This window comes from Salisaeta longa DSM 21114 (assembly GCF_000419585.1).
GTDB classification, from domain to species: Bacteria; Bacteroidota; Rhodothermia; order Rhodothermales; family Salinibacteraceae; genus Salisaeta; species Salisaeta longa.
In genome coordinates this window covers 276,479-298,271 of the sequence record NZ_ATTH01000001.1, presented here as the reverse complement: position 1 = coordinate 298,271, position 21,793 = coordinate 276,479, and the positions used below count along the sequence as shown (strand labels likewise).

The 21,793-nt window shown below is 62.5% G+C and carries 14 protein-coding genes; 9 read left to right on the top strand and 5 right to left on the bottom strand.

Annotation, left to right across the window (positions count from 1 at the left end; translation table 11 throughout):
• Positions 1-16: 16 nt before the first annotated feature.
• Positions 17-2,584 carry an ATP-dependent Clp protease ATP-binding subunit gene (locus SALLO_RS0101315; RefSeq protein ID WP_022834527.1) on the bottom strand — a complete coding sequence of 856 codons (2,568 nt, stop codon included), beginning with the start codon at positions 2,582-2,584 and terminating at the stop codon, positions 17-19.
• Positions 2,585-2,902: 318 nt separating this feature from the next.
• Positions 2,903-3,250: a HesB/IscA family protein gene (locus SALLO_RS0101310; RefSeq protein ID WP_022834526.1), complete on the bottom strand. Its 348-nt coding sequence runs from the start codon at positions 3,248-3,250 to the stop codon at positions 2,903-2,905.
• A gap of 446 nt (positions 3,251-3,696) precedes the next feature.
• On the opposite strand from SALLO_RS0101310, the gene SALLO_RS14390 reads away from it, so the two are divergent.
• The gene (locus SALLO_RS14390) at positions 3,697-6,420 is read left to right on the top strand and encodes a TonB-dependent receptor (protein WP_022834525.1); all 2,724 of its coding nucleotides are present in this window, start codon (positions 3,697-3,699) and stop codon (positions 6,418-6,420) included.
• A 59-nt stretch (positions 6,421-6,479) separates the two neighbouring features.
• On the top strand, positions 6,480-8,225 hold the full coding sequence (gene ggt / locus SALLO_RS0101300; protein WP_022834524.1) for a gamma-glutamyltransferase: 1,746 nt from the start codon (positions 6,480-6,482) through the stop codon (positions 8,223-8,225).
• Positions 8,226-8,277: 52 nt separating this feature from the next.
• On the opposite strand, the gene SALLO_RS14385 is transcribed toward ggt, so the two are convergent.
• Together SALLO_RS14385 and SALLO_RS0101290 are read right to left on the bottom strand one after the other, a co-directional pair.
• Positions 8,278-9,114, bottom strand: a complete 837-nt coding sequence (locus SALLO_RS14385) for a UDP-2,3-diacylglucosamine diphosphatase (RefSeq protein ID WP_084696091.1) — start codon at positions 9,112-9,114, stop codon at positions 8,278-8,280.
• A 169-nt stretch (positions 9,115-9,283) separates the two neighbouring features.
• Positions 9,284-9,757 (bottom strand): putative molybdenum carrier protein, encoded by a 474-nt coding sequence (locus tag SALLO_RS0101290; RefSeq protein ID WP_022834523.1) that lies wholly within the window; start codon positions 9,755-9,757, stop codon positions 9,284-9,286.
• 222 nt (positions 9,758-9,979) lie between these two features.
• Here SALLO_RS0101290 and SALLO_RS0101280 point away from each other — a divergent pair, with 222 nt between their 5' ends.
• The gene (locus SALLO_RS0101280; RefSeq protein WP_028566768.1) at positions 9,980-11,170 is read left to right on the top strand and encodes a DUF819 family protein; all 1,191 of its coding nucleotides are present in this window, start codon (positions 9,980-9,982) and stop codon (positions 11,168-11,170) included.
• A 117-nt stretch (positions 11,171-11,287) separates the two neighbouring features.
• The gene (locus SALLO_RS0101275) at positions 11,288-11,713 is read left to right on the top strand and encodes an EamA family transporter (RefSeq protein WP_022834521.1); all 426 of its coding nucleotides are present in this window, start codon (positions 11,288-11,290) and stop codon (positions 11,711-11,713) included.
• 12 nt (positions 11,714-11,725) lie between these two features.
• Here SALLO_RS0101275 and SALLO_RS14380 read toward each other — a convergent pair whose 3' ends face one another.
• Positions 11,726-13,102, bottom strand: coding sequence for a wax ester/triacylglycerol synthase family O-acyltransferase (locus SALLO_RS14380; RefSeq protein ID WP_022834520.1), 1,377 nt, complete (start codon positions 13,100-13,102; stop codon positions 11,726-11,728).
• Between the two features lie 250 nt (positions 13,103-13,352).
• Between SALLO_RS14380 and SALLO_RS17515 the strand changes: the two genes are divergently transcribed.
• From SALLO_RS17515 to SALLO_RS0101245, 5 genes are all read left to right on the top strand, one after another.
• Positions 13,353-15,044 (top strand): coiled-coil domain-containing protein, encoded by a 1,692-nt coding sequence (locus SALLO_RS17515; RefSeq protein WP_157621132.1) that lies wholly within the window; start codon positions 13,353-13,355, stop codon positions 15,042-15,044.
• Positions 15,045-15,084: 40 nt separating this feature from the next.
• The gene (locus tag SALLO_RS0101260; protein ID WP_022834518.1) at positions 15,085-15,600 is read left to right on the top strand and encodes a PAS domain-containing protein; all 516 of its coding nucleotides are present in this window, start codon (positions 15,085-15,087) and stop codon (positions 15,598-15,600) included.
• Between the two features lie 252 nt (positions 15,601-15,852).
• The gene (locus tag SALLO_RS14370; protein WP_169577863.1) at positions 15,853-17,328 is read left to right on the top strand and encodes an AMP-binding protein; all 1,476 of its coding nucleotides are present in this window, start codon (positions 15,853-15,855) and stop codon (positions 17,326-17,328) included.
• Positions 17,325-17,777 (top strand): hypothetical protein, encoded by a 453-nt coding sequence (locus SALLO_RS14365; RefSeq protein WP_022834516.1) that lies wholly within the window; start codon positions 17,325-17,327, stop codon positions 17,775-17,777. Before SALLO_RS14370 ends, SALLO_RS14365 begins: the two co-directional genes overlap by 4 nt.
• A gap of 90 nt (positions 17,778-17,867) precedes the next feature.
• A complete protein-coding gene (locus tag SALLO_RS0101245) occupies positions 17,868-21,629 on the top strand; it encodes a multifunctional oxoglutarate decarboxylase/oxoglutarate dehydrogenase thiamine pyrophosphate-binding subunit/dihydrolipoyllysine-residue succinyltransferase subunit (protein ID WP_022834515.1) in 3,762 nt (1,253 codons plus the stop codon).
• Positions 21,630-21,793 lie beyond the last annotated feature (164 nt).

Below are 21,793 nucleotides of genomic sequence, written 5' to 3'. Positions count from 1 at the left end.
ATGTGCGGCGCACCGATTATTCCTCCTCGGCCGCGGCTTCTTCAGCCGACGCCGCAGGCGCTTCCTCATCGGCCGCCGGCTTGGCATCGTCGTCTTTTCCCTCTACAGCAAAATCGAGCTCTTCGGCGCCGTCGTTGTGCGTGAGCACCACCGTGTTGCCTTCCTCGATCTCGCCGTGCAGGATGGCCTCGGCCATCGGATCCTCCACGTACTTTTGCAAGGCCCGGCGGAGCGGGCGGGCACCGTACTTCGGATCGAACCCTTTCTCCGTCAAGAACTCCTTGGCCGACGTGTCGAACTCGATCGTGAGGCCCAGCTCCTCGGCCCGCTCAAACAGATCCTCGGACATGATGTCGATGATCTGGAAGATGTGATCCTTCTCCAGGGCGTGGAAGACGATCACATCGTCGATGCGGTTCAGGAACTCGGGGTTGAAGACGTTCTTGAGCGCGTCCTCTACCGTCGACTTCATCGACTGGTAGTTGATGGCCGCGTCGCCTTCGTCCTGGCTAAAGCCTATGCCCTTGCCGAGCGACTTGATGTCGCGCGCGCCAATGTTGGACGTCATGATGATGATGGTGTTGCGGAAGTCCACCCGGCGGCCCAGCCCATCGGTGAGGATGCCGTCATCCAGCACCTGCAAGAGAATGTTGAACACGTCGGGGTGCGCCTTCTCGATTTCATCCAACAGGATGACCGAGTACGGCTTGCGGCGCACCTTCTCGGTAAGCTGTCCGCCCTCTTCGTATCCAACGTAGCCAGGAGGCGCCCCTACCAAGCGGCTCACGGAGAACTTCTCCATGTACTCGCTCATGTCGATGCGGATGAGCGACTCCTGCGACTCGAACAGGTACTCGGTGAGCACCTTCGCCATCTCGGTTTTGCCGACGCCGGTGGGTCCGAGGAAGATGAACGACCCGATCGGCTTCTCTGGGTCTTTGAGACCGGCGCGCGTGCGGCGAATGGCCTTGGAGAGCTTCTTGATGGCTTCGTCCTGGCCCACCACGCGCTCCTTGAGCGTCTCCTCCATCTTGAGGAGCTTCTTCTGCTCCGGCTCGCTGATCTTGTCGACCGGAATGCCGGTCATCATAGCCACGACCTGTGAGATGTCGCGCTCCGAGACGTCGTACACCTCGTGCTCGGCCTGCTCCTCCCACTCTTTCTTGGCCTGTTCCAGCTTCTCCTGCAGCGTCTTCTCTTTGTCGCGGAGGCGCGCGGCCTCTTCAAACTTCTGACTTTTTACAACCTGGTTTTTCTCTTCTTGGACTTCCTCGATGCGCTCTTCGAGCTCCAGGATTTCCGGGGGCACCTTGATGTTGGACAGGTGCACGCGCGCACCGGCTTCGTCCATCACGTCGATGGCCTTGTCCGGCATGAACCGGTCGGTGATGTAGCGATCGGCCAGCTGCACCGCGAGCTCGATGGCATCGGTCGAGTAGCGAACGTTGTGGTGCTCCTCGTAGTACCGCTTGATGTTTTCCAGAATGTGGATCGTCTCCTCGGTCGTGGTCGGATCGACGATGATCTTCTGGAAGCGGCGGTCGAGCGCCCCGTCCTTCTCGATGTTTTGCCGGTACTCGTCCAGCGTGGTTGCGCCAATGCACTGCAGATCGCCGCGCGCAAGGGCGGGCTTGAACATGTTGGAGGCGTCGAGCGAGCCGGAGGCCCCACCGGCGCCCACAATTGTATGAATCTCGTCGATGAAGAGAACGACCTCGGGGCTCTTTTCAAGCTCCTTCATCACGGCCTTCATGCGCTCCTCGAACTGGCCGCGGTACTTCGTACCGGCCACCAGCGAGGCTAGGTCGAGCGTGATGATGCGCTTGTCGTAGAGCACGCGGCTTACCTTGCGCTCCACGATGCGCATGGCCAGGCCCTCGGCAATAGCGGTTTTTCCAACCCCCGGCTCGCCAATGAGCACCGGGTTGTTTTTCTTGCGGCGGCTCAAAATTTGCGCCACACGCTCAATTTCTTTCTCGCGCCCAATGATGGGGTCGAGCTCGTTCTCTTCGGCCAGTTCCGTCAGGTCGCGGCCGAAATTGTCCAGTACGGGCGTTTTGCTCTTGTCTGCCATTTTGCTTCCCTCTTTTCCGTATCCCGATGACAGGCCACCGCCCGAACCGCTGCTGGTGCTCGAGGAGGCCTTGCCGCTAATGATGGAGTCTAGCTCACTGCGTACCGCATCGTAGGTAATCGAGAATCCTTGTTGCAGGATCTGAGCGGCAATGTTTTCGTCATCGCGGAGCAAGCTTAGCAGCAGGTGCTCGGTCCCGATGACGTCACTTTTGTACAGCTTTGCTTCGAGGTACGTAATTTTGAGAACCTTCTCGGCCTGCTTCGTGAGCGGAATGTTGCCCACCGACAGGGAGCCGCCGGGGCTACGTACCGAGTCCTCGACGGCCTTTTTAAGCTTTAACAAATCACACCCCAGGTTCCGAAGAATCTTTACGGCAACCCCTTCTCCCTCGCGAATGATGCCCAGCAGCAAATGCTCGGTGCCGATGTAGTCGTGCCCAAGCCGCAGGGCTTCTTCACGACTGTAGGAAATGACATCGCGTACGCGGTTTGAAAAGTTGCCTTCCATGCTCTACAGGATCCAGGGGTGCGTGCGCGCAAGGGCGCAGAACGGACGAACGACGCGCGTCGGGTTCTTCCCATGCGTGCAGAAGGACCCGTGAGCGGTACGTCACCAAGGCAACCGTCCGCTTCCGAGCACTGTTCCTCTCATGCGGCGCGCAGCGGCATCCGAAACGAGAATGAAACGGTTGCGGAGCGTAGACGAAGCTGTACGGCCGTCCAGCGGACGGCTAGGGCCACGCACGCCGTGCAGAGATCAAGCGGGCACCCCGGGTTGGGGAAGTACAGGCCCCGTCTTTCATTTAGCGCCGGATAGGACTAGGGCTTAGGCTGCGAAGCTCGAACCGCAGCCGCACGTTTCGGTGGCATTGGGATTATCGAACGTAAAGCCGCGGGCGTTGAGCCCATCGTGGTAGTCCACCGTCGTGCCCATCAGGTAAAGGCCATGGCGCTTGTCCATAAAGACGGGGATGCCGTCGATGGTAAACGAGGTGTCGTGCTCGCGCTCTTTGTCGAAGCCAAGCACGTAGCTCATCCCCGAACAGCCGCCACCTTTCACGCCCACGCGCAGACCATAGCCGTCCGGAATCTTCTTCGTCTGCATAATCTTGCGGATCTCGCGAGCCGCGGTGGGGCTCATGTCGATGGGCGTTTTCTGAGCAGTTGCTGGCATAAGACGCGTGCGTTCAGTCAGGCAAGTACTTCGTGCGTAAGCATGGGGTGTACCACGCGCCGAAAACAGCTGTTCCTTTTCGCTGGAGCAGTGCCTGAAAACCCTCTGGGCACGGCACACGGCAGTACAGCAGCGCCACATGCCTCGGCTTCGTTTCGTCGCTGGCGCTTCAGGCACGGTACGATTGCACGCAGCAGCCCGCGCGACGGGCCAAAAGAACGCGTCATAAGGGCAGAATGCGACGCTCACGCCGGTAACCTGCAGGCTGCTCACGCGGGCTGCCGTGTCTCCTGCACACGCACGTCTACCTGTCGCAATACGGCCCTATCCGTTCAACATCGTAACACTTTCAGTACACCCGTCAATTTTTGCTATTTGAAGTTCACTGGAAGTCTCTGTAGACTTGTTTCGCAAACAAACCATCAAATGTTCGCATAGATACTGCGATGACTTACTCCAAGCTGCTGGCTGTCTTAACACTCATTTTCTCGGTTTTCTGCGCGGCCCCCTCGGTTGGTTTCGGGCAAGGCACGGGAGAGCTCATTGGGCGCGTCACATCGGCCGCGGGCGACTCGTTGCCGGGAGCGAACGTTGTGTTGGATGGCACCCAGCTGGGCGCAGCTGCTGGAACGGATGGGCGGTATCGCATTGAAAACATTCCATCGGGGCGTTATACGCTGGTCGTTTCGTTCGTCGGGTTCGAGCGCAAACGCATCCCCGACGTGCGCATTCGTGCCGGGGAAACCACGCGGCGCGACATTGAACTGCGCGAAGAGGCGCTGCAGGCGCGACAAATTACGGTGACGGTTGGCTCGCGGGCCGCGCACACTGCCGCCGATGAGCTGGCGGTGCCGGTTGACGTGTATGGCCCCGAACAGCTTGAGGTTACCGGCACTACCGAAACGGCACTGATCCTGCAGCAGGTGTCGCCCTCCATCAACTTTCCGCGTCAAACCGTTGCAGACGGCATGGACGCCTTGCGGCCGTTCACGCTGCGCGGCCTAAGCCCCGATCACACGCTCGTGCTGATTAACGGCAAGCGCCGCCACCGTTCGGCCCTTGTCAACCGGCTGGGATCTGGCATTCCCAAAGGGTCGAGCACCGTCGACCTAAATGCGATTCCTAGCAGCGCCATTTTGGGCATCGAAGTACTCCGCGACGGCGCAGCGGCACAGTACGGCTCGGACGCCATTGCCGGGGTCGTCAACATCCAGCTCAAAAACGACCCGGTGCCGCTCACCGTGGGCGCCCAACTGGGTGGTCACGTCTCGGAGGGCTTTCAGCGGGACGGTACGTCCTACAATATAAATGCGGCGTACGGCATTCCTGTGGGCGACGAGGGGTTCATTAACGTGTTTGGTGAGCTGCGCTTTCGTGACCCCACCAACCGGGCGGGCCCCGACCCGCGCGACCAAGTGGCCGCCGGCGATGGAGACATCGTGCAGGATATTGACGGCGACAACGCAAACGAGGTCATCGAGAAGAACAACCCGGTGCCGCAACCCAGCTTTCACTGGGGCAACGGCGCATCCGATAACTACTACCTGTGGACGAACAGTGCGATTCCGATTGGTAATCGGGATACGGCCACGCCTACGGAGATCTATGCCTTCGGAGGCTATAGCTATCGCGATGCCTTAGGCCAGGGGTTCTACCGGCGCGCCATGGGCAATCGCAACTGGCCTTCCATCTACCCCCTTGGGTTTTTGCCTGAGTTCGACATCAAGATCAATGACTATTCCGGTTCCGTGGGGCTGCGCGGTCTGCTGGGCGACTGGAACTACGATCTCAATGCGCAAACGGGATACAATGGGTTTGAGTACAACATCGCCAACTCGCTGAACGTCACCCTCGGCCCCAACTCGAACAAGACGCGCTTTTACGCGGGCACCGTTTCGCTGCGGCAATCGAGTACCCAGCTTGACGTTCGCAACACCTACGAGGTGGGGCTGGCGGGTCCGCTGAACGTTGCCGCCGGCGCTATCTTCCGCATCGACGAATACCAGATTGAAGCCGGCGAACGTGCGAGTTGGGTGGATGGCCCCGTCAAAACAAACCAAAACGGCGGCCGCGCAGCGCCGGGCGCGCAGGTCTTTCCCGGCTTTCGCCCCTCACAGGCGGTAGACGAATCTCGCTCGAACGTGGGCGTTTACCTCGACCTGGAAGCCGACCTTACCGACCGGCTGCTGGCTAACGTTGCCGGGCGCTTTGAACGCTACAGCGACTTCGGTTCGACGGTCAACGGCAAGCTGGCCCTGCGGTATCAGGCACAGGAGAACCTCGTCTTTCGGGCGGCGGCCGGCACTGGCTTTCGGGCACCCAATCTTGCACAGCGTTATTTTTCGAAGATCTCTACCACCTTTATCGACAATGTGCCCTTCGAGGTGGGTCTCTTCCCGAACGACAGCCAAGTGGCCAACGCCCTGGGCGTTCCCGAGCTGACCGAGGAGCGCGCGGTGAACCTGAGCGGCGGCTTTGCGCTCAGCCCGTCCGATAAACTCACGTTTACCACCGACGTGTTTTACGCCCGCATCTACGACCGCATCATCCTGTCAGGGAACTTGGGCGGGCCGCGGATTGAAGATCTCGTCGGACAGTTTGGCGCGCAGCGGGTGCAGGTCTTTTCCAATGCCATCGACACCGATACGTGGGGCATGGACCTAACCGCCGACTACCGAACGCCCGTCGGCAACGATGCAGTGCTTACCCTCACGGGCTCCTTTAACTTTACCCGAAACGCTGTGGTGAGCGATATTGCCACCCCCACGCGGCTCGACGAGACGTTCGATGCTAGCATCTTTGGGCGCGAGGCGCGTCTGGAACTGACCAAAGAGCGCCCCGAAAGCACCACCAAGCTGTCGGTGACCTACGAGGAAGGACCGTTTCGGGTAAACGTGCGTGGCACGCGCTACGGTCAGGTGCTCGTTCCCGACGATACGCCGCAGGAAGATTTTACACTGTCGCCGGAAACCGTCATAAGCATGGAGGTTGCCTACGATATCGTGCCCGATTACGCCACGCTGTCGGTAGGGGCTCGGAACTTGCTCGATAACTACCCCGATCCCACGCCGCCGGGCGAAAACTTCAATGGCATCTTTCCGTTTCCGACGGCGTCGCCCTTCGGGTTCAACGGACGGTTTGTGTACACACGGATTTCGGTGCAGCTGTAGCCGCACGCCAGCGGCAATGCGCCGACGTCCGCACTCTTCCTCAATTGATCTGCTAGCCTATGCGCATCGTATGTGGATTTCTTGTGCTGCTCTTTCTGGGCAGCGGTTCGCCTACCCCCTACGAGCACATTCGCTCGCACCCCGCACCGGCAGCGCCGGAGTATGCCGAATCGGGCATGGTCGTCTCGGCCCGCCGGCTCGCCTCCGCGGCTGGGGTGCAGATGCTCAAACAAGGCGGCAACGCCGTTGACGCAGCGGTGGCTACGGGCTTTGCCCTGGCCGTTGTGCATCCGGTGGCGGGCAACCTGGGCGGCGGGGGCTTTATGGTCATTCGCCTGCCGGATGGATCGGTGACGACCATCGACCACCGCGAGGAGGCGCCCACCGGCGCTACGCAAGAGGTCTTTTTGGACGCTCAGGGAAACGCGGCCCGCGCGCGGAGCCGCCGTGGCTACCTGGCTTCGGGCGTGCCGGGCACCGTGGCCGGCCTGCTGATGGCGCTGGAACGCTACGGGACCATGACGCGCGCCGAGGTGATGGCTCCGGCCATTCAACTGGCGGCCGACGGCTTTCCGCTGTCGTACTTGCAGGCGCAGCGCTTCAACGAGGCATACGATGCCTTCGCAGCGTTTCCCGCTACGAGGAAATACTTCACCAAGGGCGATTCGACACGGCGCTACCGGGCCGGCGAGGTGTTTGTGCAACGCGACCTCGCCAAGGTCCTGCGGCGCATCCGTGACAAGGGCCGCGCGGGCTTCTACCAGGGCCCAACGGCGGCGCGCATCGCCGAGCAGATGGCGGCCCACGGCGGCCTGATCGATCGGCAGGACCTCGCGCGCTACGAGGCGGTGGAGCGGGCGCCGGTCTCGGTGGACTATCGCGGCTACACTGTGCACTCGATGGGCCCGCCCTCCTCCGGCGGCGTGGCGCTGGCGCAGCTCTTTCATGCGGCCGAACAGCGCAACATCGGGGCAATGGGCTACAACAGCAGCGCCACGGTGCACTACCTGGGCGAAGCGATGCGCCGCGTATATGCCGACCGTGCCAAGTGGCTGGGCGACCCCGACCACGTCGCCGTCCCCACCGACGCGCTCACCGATTCCAGCTACATGCAGCAGCGCATGGCGTCGTTTCATCCCTACCGCATCACGCCCAGCGACTCGGTGCACGCCGGCGCGCCCGTGCTTGCGGGCGAGTCGATGGAGACCACCCACTACTCCGTGGCCGACGACAGCGGCATGGCGGTGAGCGTGACCACGACCATCAACAGCGGCTACGGCTCGAAAGTCGTGATTGATGGCCTCGGCTTCTTCATGAACAACGAGATGAACGACTTTGTCCTGAAGCCGGGCGTGCCCAACCTGTACGGCCTGTCGGGTACGAAGCGCAACCTGGTGGCCCCCGGGCGGCGCATGGTCTCTTCGATGTCGCCCACCATCGTGGAAGACCGGCAGGGGCGGCTGCACATGGTCATTGGCGCGCCGGGCGGGTCCACCATCATCACCACGGTGTTTCAGTGCATCATGAACGTCATCGATCATGGCATGAACATCGAGGAGGCCGTGACGGCCCGGCGGTTTCACCACCAGTGGAAGCCGCGCGCGCTCATGATGGAAGCGTACGCGCTGTCGCGCGATACCGAGCAGCGGCTGGCGGCCCGCGGCTGGCCGGTGCAGCTTGGCTTCTTTGGCTACGAGACGTGGGGCCGAGCCCAGGGAATTCGCGCCCGCTACCGCACGCCCGATGACCCGTCGTACTTTGGCGGCTCCGACCCGCGGCGCGACGGCGCTGCTGTTGGCTACTGACCCGCCGGGGCGTCGTGCAACGCGCCAGCGGTGCTTCGTTTAGGCATCGGGGTTAAGCATCGGCGAAGACAGGCAGGGCGGTATCTTGGCCGTCGCCCGCGAAGGCCTGCGGCTGCGGCTCGGCCGCCACCACCCGGCGCGGCCCGCGATCGGACGGCACCCATTGCTTGATCTCCAAGCGCCCATCGTAGTGCTCCACCAGCGCGGTGCAGCTCTCGACCCAGTCGCCCGTGTTTACGTATTGCACGCCGTCAATCATGCGCATCTCCGCATGGTGAATATGCCCGCAGATGACGCCATCGGCCCCGTCGCTGCGCGCCCGGCGGGCTACGGCCGCCTCAAAGTCGGCGATGAATTGTACGGCGCGCTTGGTGCGGCGCTTCAGGTAACTCGAAAGCGACCAGTACGGCCGCCCCAGCCAGCGCTGCATCCGGTTGAGCGGACGATTGAGGCGAAGCAGCGCGTTGTACGCCATCCCGCCCAGCACCGACAGCCAGCGGGCATGGCGCACCACGCCATCAAACGCATCACCATGAAGCACCAAGAATTGGCGTCCGTCGGCCGTGGTGTGCAGGGCTTCGTCGCGAATGGTGATTCCCCCTAATGAAAGTCCCGGAAAACGACGTGCGGCCTCGTCGTGATTTCCGGGAATGTAGGTCACATCGGCATGGCGGGCGATTTGGAGAAGGGCCTGCACCACCTCGTTGTGCGAGGGCGGCCAGTACCACGAGCGCTGCAGCGCCCACCCATCAAAGATGTCTCCCACCAGGTACAGCGCATCGGCCTGGTGATGCTCCAAAAAATCTAGAACAAACGACGCCTTCGAGGCGCGCATGCCTAAATGTATGTCAGAGAGCCAGATGGTGCGGTACCGCGTGCGCGAGGCCATAGTGGATGGAACCGGCAAAGATGATTGTGTTGTGTAACCCCTCGTGGATCTCTTCCGTCGGCGCACTCACGCGTCTGCGTCAAAGGCAACATCACACAGCGAAGCGCAAGCGTACACAGCTATCAGTCAAAGTATAGCATCCAGATGTTACACAGGCATTACCGGCGCGCTACGAAACGATTGTCTTCGCACGATCGGCGCGCAACACGCCTTCCATCACGCGCAGCGCCCGCTTGTATATGCCCGGCTCGGTGCGCGCCCGCGGCCCGGCCACGTTCAGGCGGCGGATGCGGTGCTGCTGCACCCAGCTCAGGATGCGCGTGACGTGCGCAAGCGACGGCTCCACCTGCATCAGCGGCCGCCCCAGCCGTTGCGCCTCCTGCCGCGTAAAGGCCGTTCCACCGGTCAGCGGCTCAGGCGACAGGATGAGCGTGCCGTCGCTGTCGCGCACGTTCCAGGTGGTCCGCTGCGCGTAGTCTGCCTCCGGGGTTTCCTTCAGTGGATACCGCTCGGGGATGACACCATCTGCGGCCCGGCGCCCGCGCGGGCACCATCCGCCAATGGCCACCTGCTCGCGCTGTGCCGCATCGAGCGCCGCGCGGTCGACCCCTGTTTGTCCCCCCGACACAATCGTCTCAATCATACCCTGGTGCTTTTCGGTTCGCTACATCTTACGAATCGTTTGGCCTGCCACATGCTTGCCCCTACGCATCACGCAGCGCGCAGTTGGCCTCTACGGCGCCTTCAGCACCGCCACGGCGACGCCCATTGCGCGTCCGTGACATTGACACCATGCCGCTTGCACCTGAGGCGCATGACCGGCATCTTACAAGCCGGTCTTCTTTTTCCTAATCCCACCCGCATCGTGCCTTCTACGCTTTTTGCGTCGCCCATGCCCGTTCTCGCCTTCCTGGTAGGCGTCTTGGGCATCGTCTTTTGGCTCAGCCGCATAGGCCCACTGGCACCGATCTTTAAATTTTTGCCGCCGGTCATCTGGGCGTACTTTGTACCCATGCTGGCCACGACGTTTGGCATTATTCCGGCCGATAGCGTGGTATACGACTGGATGTCGACCTACCTGCTCCCGTTCTCGCTCTTTTTGCTCATGATGACCGTCGACCTGAAGGCCATCTTGCGCCTCGGGCCGTTAGCGCTTGGCATGATGCTCGCTGGTACGCTAGGCATCGTCATTGGCGGCCCGCTTACGTTTGCCGTGTTTGGCGGATTTTTTGAGGACCCCGTGGCGTGGAAGGGGTTTGCGGCGCTGTCGGGCAGTTGGATTGGTGGAACGGCCAACCTCGTGGCGATGAAGCAAAGCTTTGGCACGCCCGATAGTACCCTCGCCCCCCTTCTTGTGGTTGACGTGGTGGCCGGATACGGCTGGATGGGCATTCTGATTGTGCTGAGCTCCTACCAGCAGACCTTCGACCGCTGGGTGGGCGCCGACACGTCGGCCGTGGAGAAGATGAACCAGCGCATGACGGACGACTCAACCAAGCGCCCCATCACCATCGAGCAGCTTGCCATGATCGTAGGGCTCGGACTCGTCGCGGCCGTCGGGTCGCGGCAACTGGGGGGGCTGTTTCCGGCCCTGGGCGACCCCACCATCATTAGCGCGAGCACGTGGGCCATCCTGCTCGTGGTTACGATTGGGTTGTTGCTGTCGTTTACGCCGCTGCGCCGCCTCGAAGATGTGGGCGCGTCGCGCGTGGGGTACGTGGCGCTCTACCTCCTCCTCACCTCCATCGGCGCCAAGGCCAACCTGCAGGCCGTGCTCGATGTCCCGTTATACCTTGCCGCCGGGGCCTTCTGGATTGCCATTCACGTGGTGGTCCTCCTCATCGCCGCCCGCCTCCTGCGCGCGCCGTTGTTTTTTGTGGCCACCGGAAGCATGGCCAACGTAGGCGGCGCCGCCAGCGCGCCCATCGTAGCGGGCGTGTACAGTCCGGCCCTCGCCCCGGTGGGCCTTCTGATGGGCGTAGCAGGCTACATCCTGGGGATCTACGCGGCCTTCGGGTGCGGCGTGCTCATCCAACAGGTAGCGCTGTGGCTGTGACGAGGGCGTGAGCTTTCGGCCAACCATGAACTTCTGTGCAGAACGGGTCGTAGGGCAGCGGCTATAGGAGGCCTGTGCGCCTCTTCGCTGCTGTACTCACTTTTGCACGCTTTCTTGATGGCTTCTCACGTCGTTTGGGCCCTCGTGGCCATGCTGGCTTATTCGTTCGTCGCCCCGTTTGTGCGCCAGTCGGTTACGCGCGGCCTCCCCGGCTTTTCGACCTTGCTCATCACCTCCACCATCCTCCTGATTGCGGCGGCAGGCGTTGCGGTGGCTAGCGGCGACTTCCGCTGGACGCAGCTGCAACGCCCGGCGGCCAACAGCGCCTACCTCGCCGGGGGCTTTCTGTCGGTGGGCATTATCGCGTATTACTACGCCTTGTCGACCGGTCCGGTGAGCGTCGTTGTACCCATCTTTGGCATGTTTCTGGTGCTTAGCCCCGTCGCGGGCTACTTTTTGCTCGAGGAAGCGCTCACGCCCCGTAAGCTTGCGGGCATCGCGCTGGCGGCCGTTGCCGTGTATTTGGTTGTGGGCGGCGATTAACCGATGCCTGACTCAGTCGGCCGGGGCAGACGCCTCGGCTTCTGCATAGAGCGCGTCGACCTCGCGGTTGTAGGCAGCCAGAATCGTCTCCGGGTCGGGGATGCGGCCGGCGTCGCATGCAATACCGGTGCGCACTTCGCCGTCGTAGCTGAAGATGCTAATGCCCAGCCCAATGCCGCCGGCGCGCGGCACCCACGGCATGATGTGCTGCACGCGCCGGCCCTTCATGTGCACCTGCTCGCGCGGGCCCGGCACGTTGGTGATGACGGCACTGGCCTTGTTGCTGAAAAACTCGACCGCCTGCTCCTCCAACGTGAGCGGGAAGTTGCCTAATACCTCCAGCAGGCCCAGCGCCGTCACCGCTTCCGACGAGCCCTTGATTTCGTCCATCTGGCGCTTCACCGCTTGCACGCGGCGTATGGGATCGTCGAGGTACAAGGGCAAATCGAGGTACACGAGCCCAAAGTGGTTGCCCAATTGAAACGCGCGCTCTGCCGAGCGCAAGTTTACGGGGATGAGCGCGCGCGCCGTGGTGTCCGTAGCCGCCCCGCGCTGTTCAAAGTACGCACGCAGCGCTCCCGCCACCGCCCCAAGCAGCACGTCGTTCACCTTGGCATCGAGCCGGTAGCCAATGCTCTTGATGCGCTCCAGCGCCAGCGGCCCCGACCACGCCGCCCGCTGCGCCACCCGCAGCGGCCCGCGCAACAGCGTGTCGTTGTCTTCGCTGAGCAGGGCAAACTTCGAGAGCGCCGCGCCCAGGCTCATGCCCTCACGGGCCCGCTCCAACGCATGATGCGGATGCTGCACCGCCGCCAGTCCCTCCGCCACGGCCCGCCGGCCCACCGAAGCCGCCGCCTGTCCGGCCTGCCACGCCCCCTTCAACACGCCCCATCCGCCGGCAGCGCGGGTGTGGGGAAAGCGCGACGGATCGAAATACTCATCTGTGAGCGAAAGCAGCACCTGTACCAGCGCAATGCCATCCGCGATGCAGTGATGCAACCGTATCACAATTGCCGTTCCGCCCTGGTACTCCTCAATGCAGTCCATCGTCCACAGCGGCTTCGTCTTGTCCAGCGGCGTGCTCATCTGCTGACTCACGTACGCCTGCAACGCGCGCTGGTCGGCCGCACCGGGCAACGCAGCAGGGCGCACATGCTGGTCGAGGTCAAAGTACGGATCAAGCGCCCAGCGGGGCGTCCCGTCAAGGTCTTCAATGCGCTGCCGAAACCGTGTAAACCCCAGGAAGCGCTCCTCGATGAGCGCCTTTAGGGCGTCGGTGTCCATAGGATCCTGCAGCACCACCACCGCCGTGATGGTCATCAAGTTGGTGGGCCGATCCATGCGCAACCACGCGGCATCGACGCCCGAGAGCGGCTCGTAATCTTTCATGAACACGGAGAGACTCGAAAAAAAGAAGCGGGAGGGATCATTGGCGGATCGCTACACCCTTTAAGAAGAACCGCAATCCCCCACAAGTGCAAACGCTGCCCGCGACATAACACTGTAACACTTGCGGAACAGCCCGTGTCCTACGGGAACGGTTGTTTTTCATTACTGATACAGTAACGGTGCAGCGTGATGCACCCGTGCGTCGAGTTGCCGTTACTCCGCTGGTTCTGATGGCTTTTTCCCGCTTCTTATGAGCGACAGCGCCCCTTCTGCTCCCCCTGCTGACTGGTACCCCTCGCGGTGGGAACGCTTGCAAGAGCTCCTTTCTGTAGACACTCCTGAGGACGTGTTGCCGGCCGTGCAAGCGCTGCAGGAAGTGTCGCTGGCAGACACGGCCGATCATATCGCGGCCACCGGGCTGACCGACGCCGACCATGCGCGCGCGGTGCTGCAACGCGTGCACGATAAGGTGAAGGAACTAACAAAGGAGCGAAACCAGCTGCACGAAGCCCTTGGCGTTTCCACAACCGATGCCGCGCTTGAGGAGATTTACACCTTGCAGGCGCAGGTGGACGAGCTTTCGGATGAGATAGAGGCCCTGCGCGCTGAAGGCATTGGCGGCGGCGATCAAGCCGTGCAGATGATCAATAGCATGGAAGAGCAGCTCGAAGAGCTGTACGGTGATAAGGAAGCAGAAGCGCAGGCCCCCGCCCCCTTCGAGTCGCTCAGCATGGAAAACGACACCTTTGAGCAGCTGGAAACACTCCTCGCCCGCGAGGAACGCCTGCAAAACGAACTGGGCGTCTCTTCAACGGACGACGTGGTGGACATGGTCACCAACCTGGTCGACCAGCTTGAGGACGTATATACAGATCGCGATGAAACCGAGACGGATCACGATGTGCCAGGCCTGCCCGGCGCACAACCCGCAGAGGAGCAGTCGCTTGACACGGAACGTATCGAGCGCCTGCAGGCCCTCATGCGGCGCGAAGAAGAGTTGGAAAATGTACTGGGAGTAAGCAACCCAGAGCAAATCATAAGTACGGTGGAGCAACTCAGCGAACAACTCGACAGGCTGCAGGCGACTCGCGAGCGCTTGGGAGATTACGATCTGAAAAACGTTGATGATATCGCCCAGATGATTGAAAGCATGCGCGGTCAGCTGGAAGCCATGTATCAAGATCGCGAGCGCTTATCGGAACGCGGGTTCAAGAACTTCGAGGAAGCGCTCTTGATGATCGATAACATGCAAGAACAATTAGATGCAGTGTATAAGGAGCGCCGCCAGATGCGCGCCGAGGGGGCCGATACCACGGCCATCAGTGCACGCATCGACACGCTAGAGCAGGAACTCCAACGGGTGAAGCGTGAGAAGGAAGCGCTCGAAGAGACGCGCGATGCGCTAACGGCAGAGAACAACACGTATGCCGAGCAGGTGCACGCGTATCAATCGGTTGTGGGCACCGAGGACCCTGAGCGCTTCGAGGCGCTTATGCAAAGCATGGAGGATCAACTCTATGACCTGTACGAAGAGAAACGTCGACGTGAGCGCCCCCAAGCCCATACATCGGCCGAACCGCTCGTAGACGAAGCCGCGTGCAACCGCCTCCCTGATACCCCGATTGACGAAATCGACGCGTGGGATACAGCAGCCATTGCACTTGACGGCGACGGTGTTATACAATACGTGAACGCGGCAGCCCAGCAGTTGCCCTTTATGATTGACCCTGACCCGGTGGGGGCAGACTTTTTCTTCGACGTGGCCCCCGGCGCCAACAACGCACTCTTTTACGGGCGCTTTCGCAAGGGCGTGGCGGCTAGCGCGCTCGACACCACATTCACTTACACGTACGTGAGCCCCCGCGTGGCCCCCACAAATCTTGCTGTACAGTTATTTCGTGCCTCTAACGACGTATACTGGGTGTTCGTACGCCCGCTGTAACGAACGCTCGTCACTCATTTATCGCTGACTCACTGTGCCCATGGCCGACCAAGAGAACGACACCACGTATCCTTTTCTAGATGCCGACGACGATGCTTCGGCAAATGATGCACCCGCGGACGCAGCGGGTGCGCCTGCCGATGACGCGGCACCCGCGGCCGATAACGCCCCAGCACCGGAGGCCGTTACGCTCTCTTTTGCTGACGACGACCTGGGCGAGAAGCTGCGTCATGCCTCTGCAGAAGCACGCAACGCCGCCGACTTTGGCATCATTCAGGTGGACGACGAGGGCATCGTTCAGTTTTTCAATCGGTACGAGTCGGAGCTAAGCGGTATTGCTCGCGACGACGCCGAGGGGCGCAACTTTTTTACCGACGTTGCGCCGTGCACCAACAACCGGCTCTTCCGCGGACGCTTCAAGAAGGGTGTGCGCCGCGATCAGCTCGATGAGACGTTTACCTACACCTACACCTACAAGATGCGCCCAACCCTCGTGGAAGTGAACATGTACCGCGACGAGGCCGGCAACAACTGGTTCATGGTAAAGAAAATATAGCGCGCATTCATGTCAGGTTCATTAGGCGAGACCCGCATCAAGCGTTGGACTCCGCTTGACAAAGTACCGTAACATCCCTCTTGAGGGAATCCATGAGCGGCACTTTAACACGACGCAGGGTATAACCCCATATGTCGTACTGTAGATTTCTATGCAGCGCTTGTTTTCATGTCACAGCACGCTTTACACCATACCGGGTCTTGCCGCTCATTACAGGTTACGTCCGAAGGGATGGCCCGTGGGGAGGAAAACGTGGCACAAAACACGCAGCACGCGCTTGAGATCGCGCAGGACAAGTCATCAGACCACAATCCCTGGAAAGGATTGCTGTACGACCGGCTGCGCGATCGCCCGCTTCCGGCCATCATCGCCGACGGCACCATCACGCCGGCCGCTTCGCTCTGGACCGGTGCCCGCCTTTGGGTGGAGGCCTTCCGGCAGGCAGACCTCGCCCCCGGCACCCGCGTCGTGATCGCTCTGCCTTCCTCGCCTGCGTTTATCCAAGCGCTGGTGGCCGCCCTCTGGGAGGAGCTCACCGTTGCACTCGTTCCGCCCAACGAACCGCTCGACGATGCCCTGCAAACCACCGACGCGGCTGCCGTAATTGCCAGCGATCGGCATCCGCACGGCTGGTCGCCGCAAGGGTGCGCCGGGCCGCTCACAACGCCCAAGGGCCTGCGCTCCGCCACCCATCCGCCCACCCCCGAGGCCCGCTTTCTGCTGCGGACGTCGGGCACCATTGCCGCTGCCCAGTGGGTGGCGCTCTCCGACGAAAACATTCTCTCGGTGCTGGCCAGCCACCTGCCCCACATGAACCATGCGGAGGCCCGCGTGCTGTCGGTCCTTCCCTGGTCGCACGCGTTTGGGCTGGTGCTCGACCTGCTGCCCGCCCTTCTCTCCGATGCTGAACTTATCCGCGACGACCACGGCGGCCGCGATCCGCAGCAGCTGCTACACCTGCGCGACGTGTGGGGCGCCACCCACCTCAGCGCCGTGCCCCTCACCATCAAGCGCTTGCTCGACCATCCAGGTGGCCCCGCATTCTTGCGCGAGCTACGGGGCGGCATCGTTGGCGGCGCACCCATCGCTGCGCCCCTCGCCGATGCCCTCTCGGATACACAGCTCCGCGTCGGCTACGGACAGACCGAGGCCAGCCCGGGCATCACGCTGGGGGCGCCGGGGCAGTGGGCTCCCAACTTTTTGGGCACACCGGTGGGCTGCACCGTCGACGTAGCCTCCAACGGCGAGCTGCATTTCACGGGATCCAACGCGTGCTGCGGCTTCTGGTCGGCACAAGAGGGCCTGCAGCGCCAACCGGTGCCCCGCACCGTGGCCACCGGCGACCGTGTGGAACGAGCGGACGAGGGCTTCTACTTCCGCGGCCGCCTCGACACCGCGTTCAAGCTGTCCAACGGACGGCTCGTGCACGCCGGTCACTGGGAAGCGGTGCTGAAGCATGCCTACCCGGCGGCCGAAGATGCCCTGCTGTACACGCCCAACGGCGATCACGTTGCCGCTGCGTTGTGCCTGCCCGCCGACGCCGAAGCACCCGCTCAACGCGACGTGGCCACGCACCTAGGAGGCTTGTCGGAGCGCGTGGTGGCGCTGCACTGCATGGCCCCCGCGGAGTGGAAAACGCGCCCGAAGGGTGATGTAGACCGCACGGCGATGGAAGAGGCGCTGCGGGCGTTGTCCGACCCAACGGTTGCGCATGCCCCGCCCGCATGAGCAACCGCCCTTCCCTTCTCCACGCGTGGCCCGCGCACCGTCACGAAGCGGCCTCTTTTACCCACGCGCTGCGCAGCGCCTTCCGGTGGACGGCGTGGGAGCGCCTCATCACGCGCCATGGCCTTACCATCGACCGGCCCAAGCACGCCCCGCACCCCGAGCATCCGTCCATCATCTATCCGCTGAACTACGGGTACGTCAACGGCACGCACAGCACAGACGGCGAGCCGGTGGACTGCTTTGTGGGCGACGCGCCGACCGGTCTTGTGGGCCTCATCTGGACGACAAACTACCGCACCGGTTGCCGCGAAGCCAAGCTGCTCTATCGGTGCACGCCCGCCGACGTGTACACGGCCCACGGCTTCATCAACTATGCCCCGTCGCTCCTCACGGGCCACCTCGTCATGCGCCGCCCGATGCGCACCTTGTGGACTGCCCTCGATAAATAGTGCGCGCCGAAAACCTTGGCCGCAACGCATCGTAACGCAGAGGTACCATCAACCTGCGCACCTTTTTTCGTCTCAAGACCCGGCGACAACGTGAGCTCTCTCGGATTCAACACGGGCTACATTGAAGAACTCTACAAGCAATATCAGGAAGACCCCAACAGCGTAAGCGAAAGCTGGCGGGAGTTCTTTGCTGATTATCACCCCGACGAGTCGTTTGTGGCGGCACAAACCACCGCAGCGGCTCCACGCGAGGAGGCATCGGCTCCGGCCGGCGACGGCACATCAGCCGAAACGTCTGATACAACCGATACCGCATCCTCTCCTGCAGCACCGGCGCGCCCCACGCCGGCCCAGGGCGATGGCGCGCCCGCGGTTGCGCCCCTCATGCCGGCCTCGGCGCCCCACGTAAACCCCGACGCGGTGGACGTACAGGCGCTCCGCGGCCCGGCGGCGAAGATCGTCGAGAACATGGAGAACAGCCTGGGCGTGCCCACGGCCACCTCGGCGCGCACCATGCCCGTCAAGCTGCTCATCGAAAATCGAAAGCTGCTGAATGAGTACCAGCGGCAGGTCGGCGGCGAGAAGGTCTCCTTCACGCACATCATCGCGTATGCGATTGTGCAGGGCCTGAAGACGTATGACAGCATGTACACCACCTTCCGCCACGCCGATGACGGTACGCCGGAGCGGATTGTACCGAAGCAAATCAACCTCGGCCTGGCCATCGACATCGAGCGGCGCGGCAAGCGCACGCTGCTCGTGCCCAACGTAAAAGATGCCGGCAGCCTCAACTTTGCGCAGTTCCTGGGCACCTACAACGACCTGATCGACCGGGCGCGCAACGGAAACCTGGAGATCAGCGACTTTGAGGGCACCAACGCCTCACTCACCAATCCGGGCATGATTGGAACGTCGATGAGCGTGGCCCGCCTGATGCCGGGGCAGGGCGTCATCATTGGAGCCGGGGCCATCGGCTACCCGCCCGAGTACCGCGGCTACGCGCCCGACGATGTCAGCCGCACGGGCGTCTCGCCGGTCATGACGCTCACCTCCACCTACGATCACCGTGTCATTCAGGGCGCTGAGAGCGGCGCCTTCTTGAACTATGTCGAGTCGCTCCTGATGGGTGAGGACGACTTCTACGAGGGCCTGTTTGCCGACCTGAACGTGCCCTACCAGCCGTTTCGCCTGACGCCCGACTCAACCCCGCAGCTGGGCAACGGTCAGCTTAAGGACACGCTGGACATGACCGAGAAGCAGGCGGCGGTCCTCCAGCTGATTCGCGCCTACCGGGTGCGCGGCCACTTGCAGGCCGACACCAACCCGCTGGGCTACCAGTGGCAGTACCACAAGGAGCTCGATCCGGCCACGTACGGCCTTACCGTGTGGGACCTCGACCGCGAGTTTATCACCGGCGGGCTGGGCGGCGAAGAGGTGCTGCCCCTGCGCGAGATCCTCTCCATCCTGCGCGAGGCCTACACGCGAAAGATCGGTACGGCCTTCATGCACCTCTCCGATCCCGAGGAGAAGGGCTGGATTCAGCATCGGATCGAGCCGATGCGCAACGCCGAGCCGCTCGACCACGAGGAACGCAAGCGCATCATGCAAAAGCTGAATGCCGCCGAGGCGTTCGAGCGCTTTCTGCACACCAAGTACATCGGCCACAAGCGGTTTTCGTTGGAAGGTGCCGAGACGATGATTCCACTCATCGACACCATCCTTTCGGATGCGGCCGATGCCGGCGTGCAAGAAGCCATCATGGGGATGGCCCACCGCGGACGCCTCAACGTGCTGGCCAACATCATTGGCAAGCCGTACGAGCAGATTTTCTCGGAGTTTGAAGGCAACATCGATCCGAGCACCACGCAGGGCTCGGGCGATGTAAAGTATCACCTGGGCGCCAGCGGAACGGTGACGTCGCGCAACGGCGCAACCATTGAGGTGAACCTCGCCTCGAACCCCAGCCACCTCGAAGCGGTGAACCCGACCGTAGAGGGCATGGTGCGCGCCAAGCAAAACCTGCGGCGCGGCGCGGCCCCCGGCGATCCGTCGATGGATGCCGACGATGAGTCGTTCGACGCCGTCTTTCCGTTGCTCGTGCACGGCGATGCGGCCTTTCCAGGGCAGGGCGTGGTGGCCGAAACGCTTAACCTGAGCCAGCTGCGCGGCTATAAAACGGGCGGCACCATCCACCTGGTCATCAACAACCAGATTGGCTTTACGACCGTCCCGGCCGACGCCCGCTCTTCAACCTACGCCACCGACCTCGCGCGCGCCATCGAAGCGCCCATCTTTCACGTCAACGGCGATGACCCCGAGGCGTGTGTACGCATCGCGCGCCTCGCGCTGGAGTACCGCCAGCGCTTCAACAAAGATGTCGTCATCGACATGATGTGCTACCGCGTGCACGGGCACAACGAGGGCGACGAGCCCACCTTCACGCAGCCCCTCTTGTACGAGAAGATTGAGGCCAAGCGGTCGGCCCGCAAGCTGTACACCGAGCTGCTGCTGCGCCGCGGCGAAATTGAACCCGACGAGGCCGAGCAGATGCTCGACGACTACCGCGACCGCCTGCAGGAGGCCTTCGACCGGACCAAAGACCTGGAGGAGAAGGATGCCGACAAGGTCATTGAGCAGCGCGCGCAGCGAAAAGGCGATGCCCAGCTGCCCAGCGTAGACACCACCGCGCAGCGCGAGCACCTGGAGCGCGTGGTAACCGCTCTTACCGACCTGCCGGCCGACTTTAACGTGCACCGCAAGCTAAAGCGCCAGTTTGATAAGCGCGATGCACTCTTTTATGAAGAAGAACGCATCGACTGGGCGTTTGCCGAGACCCTCGCCCTGGGCACCCTCCTGCAAGAAGGCACCACCGTGCGCATGAGCGGCCAGGACACCCGCCGGGCCACGTTCAGTCAGCGCCACGCGGTACTCATCGATCAGGAAACCGGCGAGGAGTACACGCCCCTCAACAACCTGACGGACGAACAGGCCACGCTGCTTATTTACGACAGCCTCCTCTCGGAGTACGCCGCGAGCGGGTTCGAGTATGGCTATTCCGTAGCCGATCCCGAGGCGCTTGTGGTGTGGGAAGCGCAGTTTGGCGACTTTGCCAACGGCGCCCAGATCATCTGGGATCAGTTTGTGTCCTCGGCCGAGGAGAAGTGGGGGCAAACGTCAAGCCTCGTGCTGCTGCTGCCCCACGGCTTCGAGGGCCAGGGCCCGGAGCACTCGTCGGCCCGCCTGGAGCGCTACCTGCAGCTGTGTGCCGAGCAAAACATGATCGTGGCGAACTTCTCGACGCCGGCCAATTACTTCCACGCGCTGCGCCGGCAGGTGAAGCGCGACCAGAAGAAGCCGCTCGTCATCATGACGCCGAAGAGCCTGCTGCGGCATCCGCTGTGCGTATCGTCGCCGCAGGACCTTGTAGAGGGCGGCGTGCAAGAGCTGATTCCGGCCACCACCGATCCCGACGCCGCCGAGCGCCACATCTTCTGTAGCGGCAAGGTGTACTACGACCTTGTGAAGGCGCTGGAAGACGACGACCGGCGCGATCGCATTGCCATCACCCGTATCGAGCAGTACTATCCGTTCCCGAAAGACGATGTGCGCGCCGAGTTGGAGCGCTACGCCGGGGCTCGCGATGTGCTGTGGGTGCAAGAAGAGCCCGAAAACATGGGCGCGTGGTCCTTCCTGCGCCCCCGCCTCGATGCACTGCTCGAAGGCGTGCGCGGCACGTGCGAGGAGCGCGTTCGGTACGTCGGACGCCCCTCCAGCGCTAGCCCGGCCACCGGGTCGGCGAAGGTGCACAAGCGCGAGCAGGAGAAGCTCGTCACCGAAGCACTCGACGTCTGACAGGCGCACGCACGATTGACGACGAAGGGCACGCCCTGTGGGGGCGTGCCTTTTTTGTGCCGTAATTGGCGGATTCCACCCAAAAAGTAGTGGATTGCCGCAGGGCACGCCCTGTGGGGGCGTGCCTTTTTTGTGCCGTAATTGGCGGATTCCACCCAAAAAGT

What these genes read in the sequence shown, in the direction of transcription:
- SALLO_RS0101315 (WP_022834527.1), bottom strand. Translation starts at nt 2,584, where the DNA reads ATGGAAGGCAACTTTTCAAACCGCGTACGCGATGTCATTTCCTACAGT.
- SALLO_RS0101310 (WP_022834526.1), bottom strand. Translation starts at nt 3,250, where the DNA reads ATGCCAGCAACTGCTCAGAAAACGCCCATCGACATGAGCCCCACCGCG.
- SALLO_RS14390 (WP_022834525.1), top strand. Translation starts at nt 3,697, where the DNA reads ATGACTTACTCCAAGCTGCTGGCTGTCTTAACACTCATTTTCTCGGTT.
- ggt (WP_022834524.1), top strand. Translation starts at nt 6,480, where the DNA reads ATGCGCATCGTATGTGGATTTCTTGTGCTGCTCTTTCTGGGCAGCGGT.
- SALLO_RS14385 (WP_084696091.1), bottom strand. Translation starts at nt 9,114, where the DNA reads ATGGCCTCGCGCACGCGGTACCGCACCATCTGGCTCTCTGACATACAT.
- SALLO_RS0101290 (WP_022834523.1), bottom strand. Translation starts at nt 9,757, where the DNA reads ATGATTGAGACGATTGTGTCGGGGGGACAAACAGGGGTCGACCGCGCG.
- SALLO_RS0101275 (WP_022834521.1), top strand. Translation starts at nt 11,288, where the DNA reads ATGGCTTCTCACGTCGTTTGGGCCCTCGTGGCCATGCTGGCTTATTCG.
- SALLO_RS14380 (WP_022834520.1), bottom strand. Translation starts at nt 13,102, where the DNA reads ATGAAAGATTACGAGCCGCTCTCGGGCGTCGATGCCGCGTGGTTGCGC.
- SALLO_RS17515 (WP_157621132.1), top strand. Translation starts at nt 13,353, where the DNA reads ATGAGCGACAGCGCCCCTTCTGCTCCCCCTGCTGACTGGTACCCCTCG.
- SALLO_RS0101260 (WP_022834518.1), top strand. Translation starts at nt 15,085, where the DNA reads ATGGCCGACCAAGAGAACGACACCACGTATCCTTTTCTAGATGCCGAC.
- SALLO_RS14365 (WP_022834516.1), top strand. Translation starts at nt 17,325, where the DNA reads ATGAGCAACCGCCCTTCCCTTCTCCACGCGTGGCCCGCGCACCGTCAC.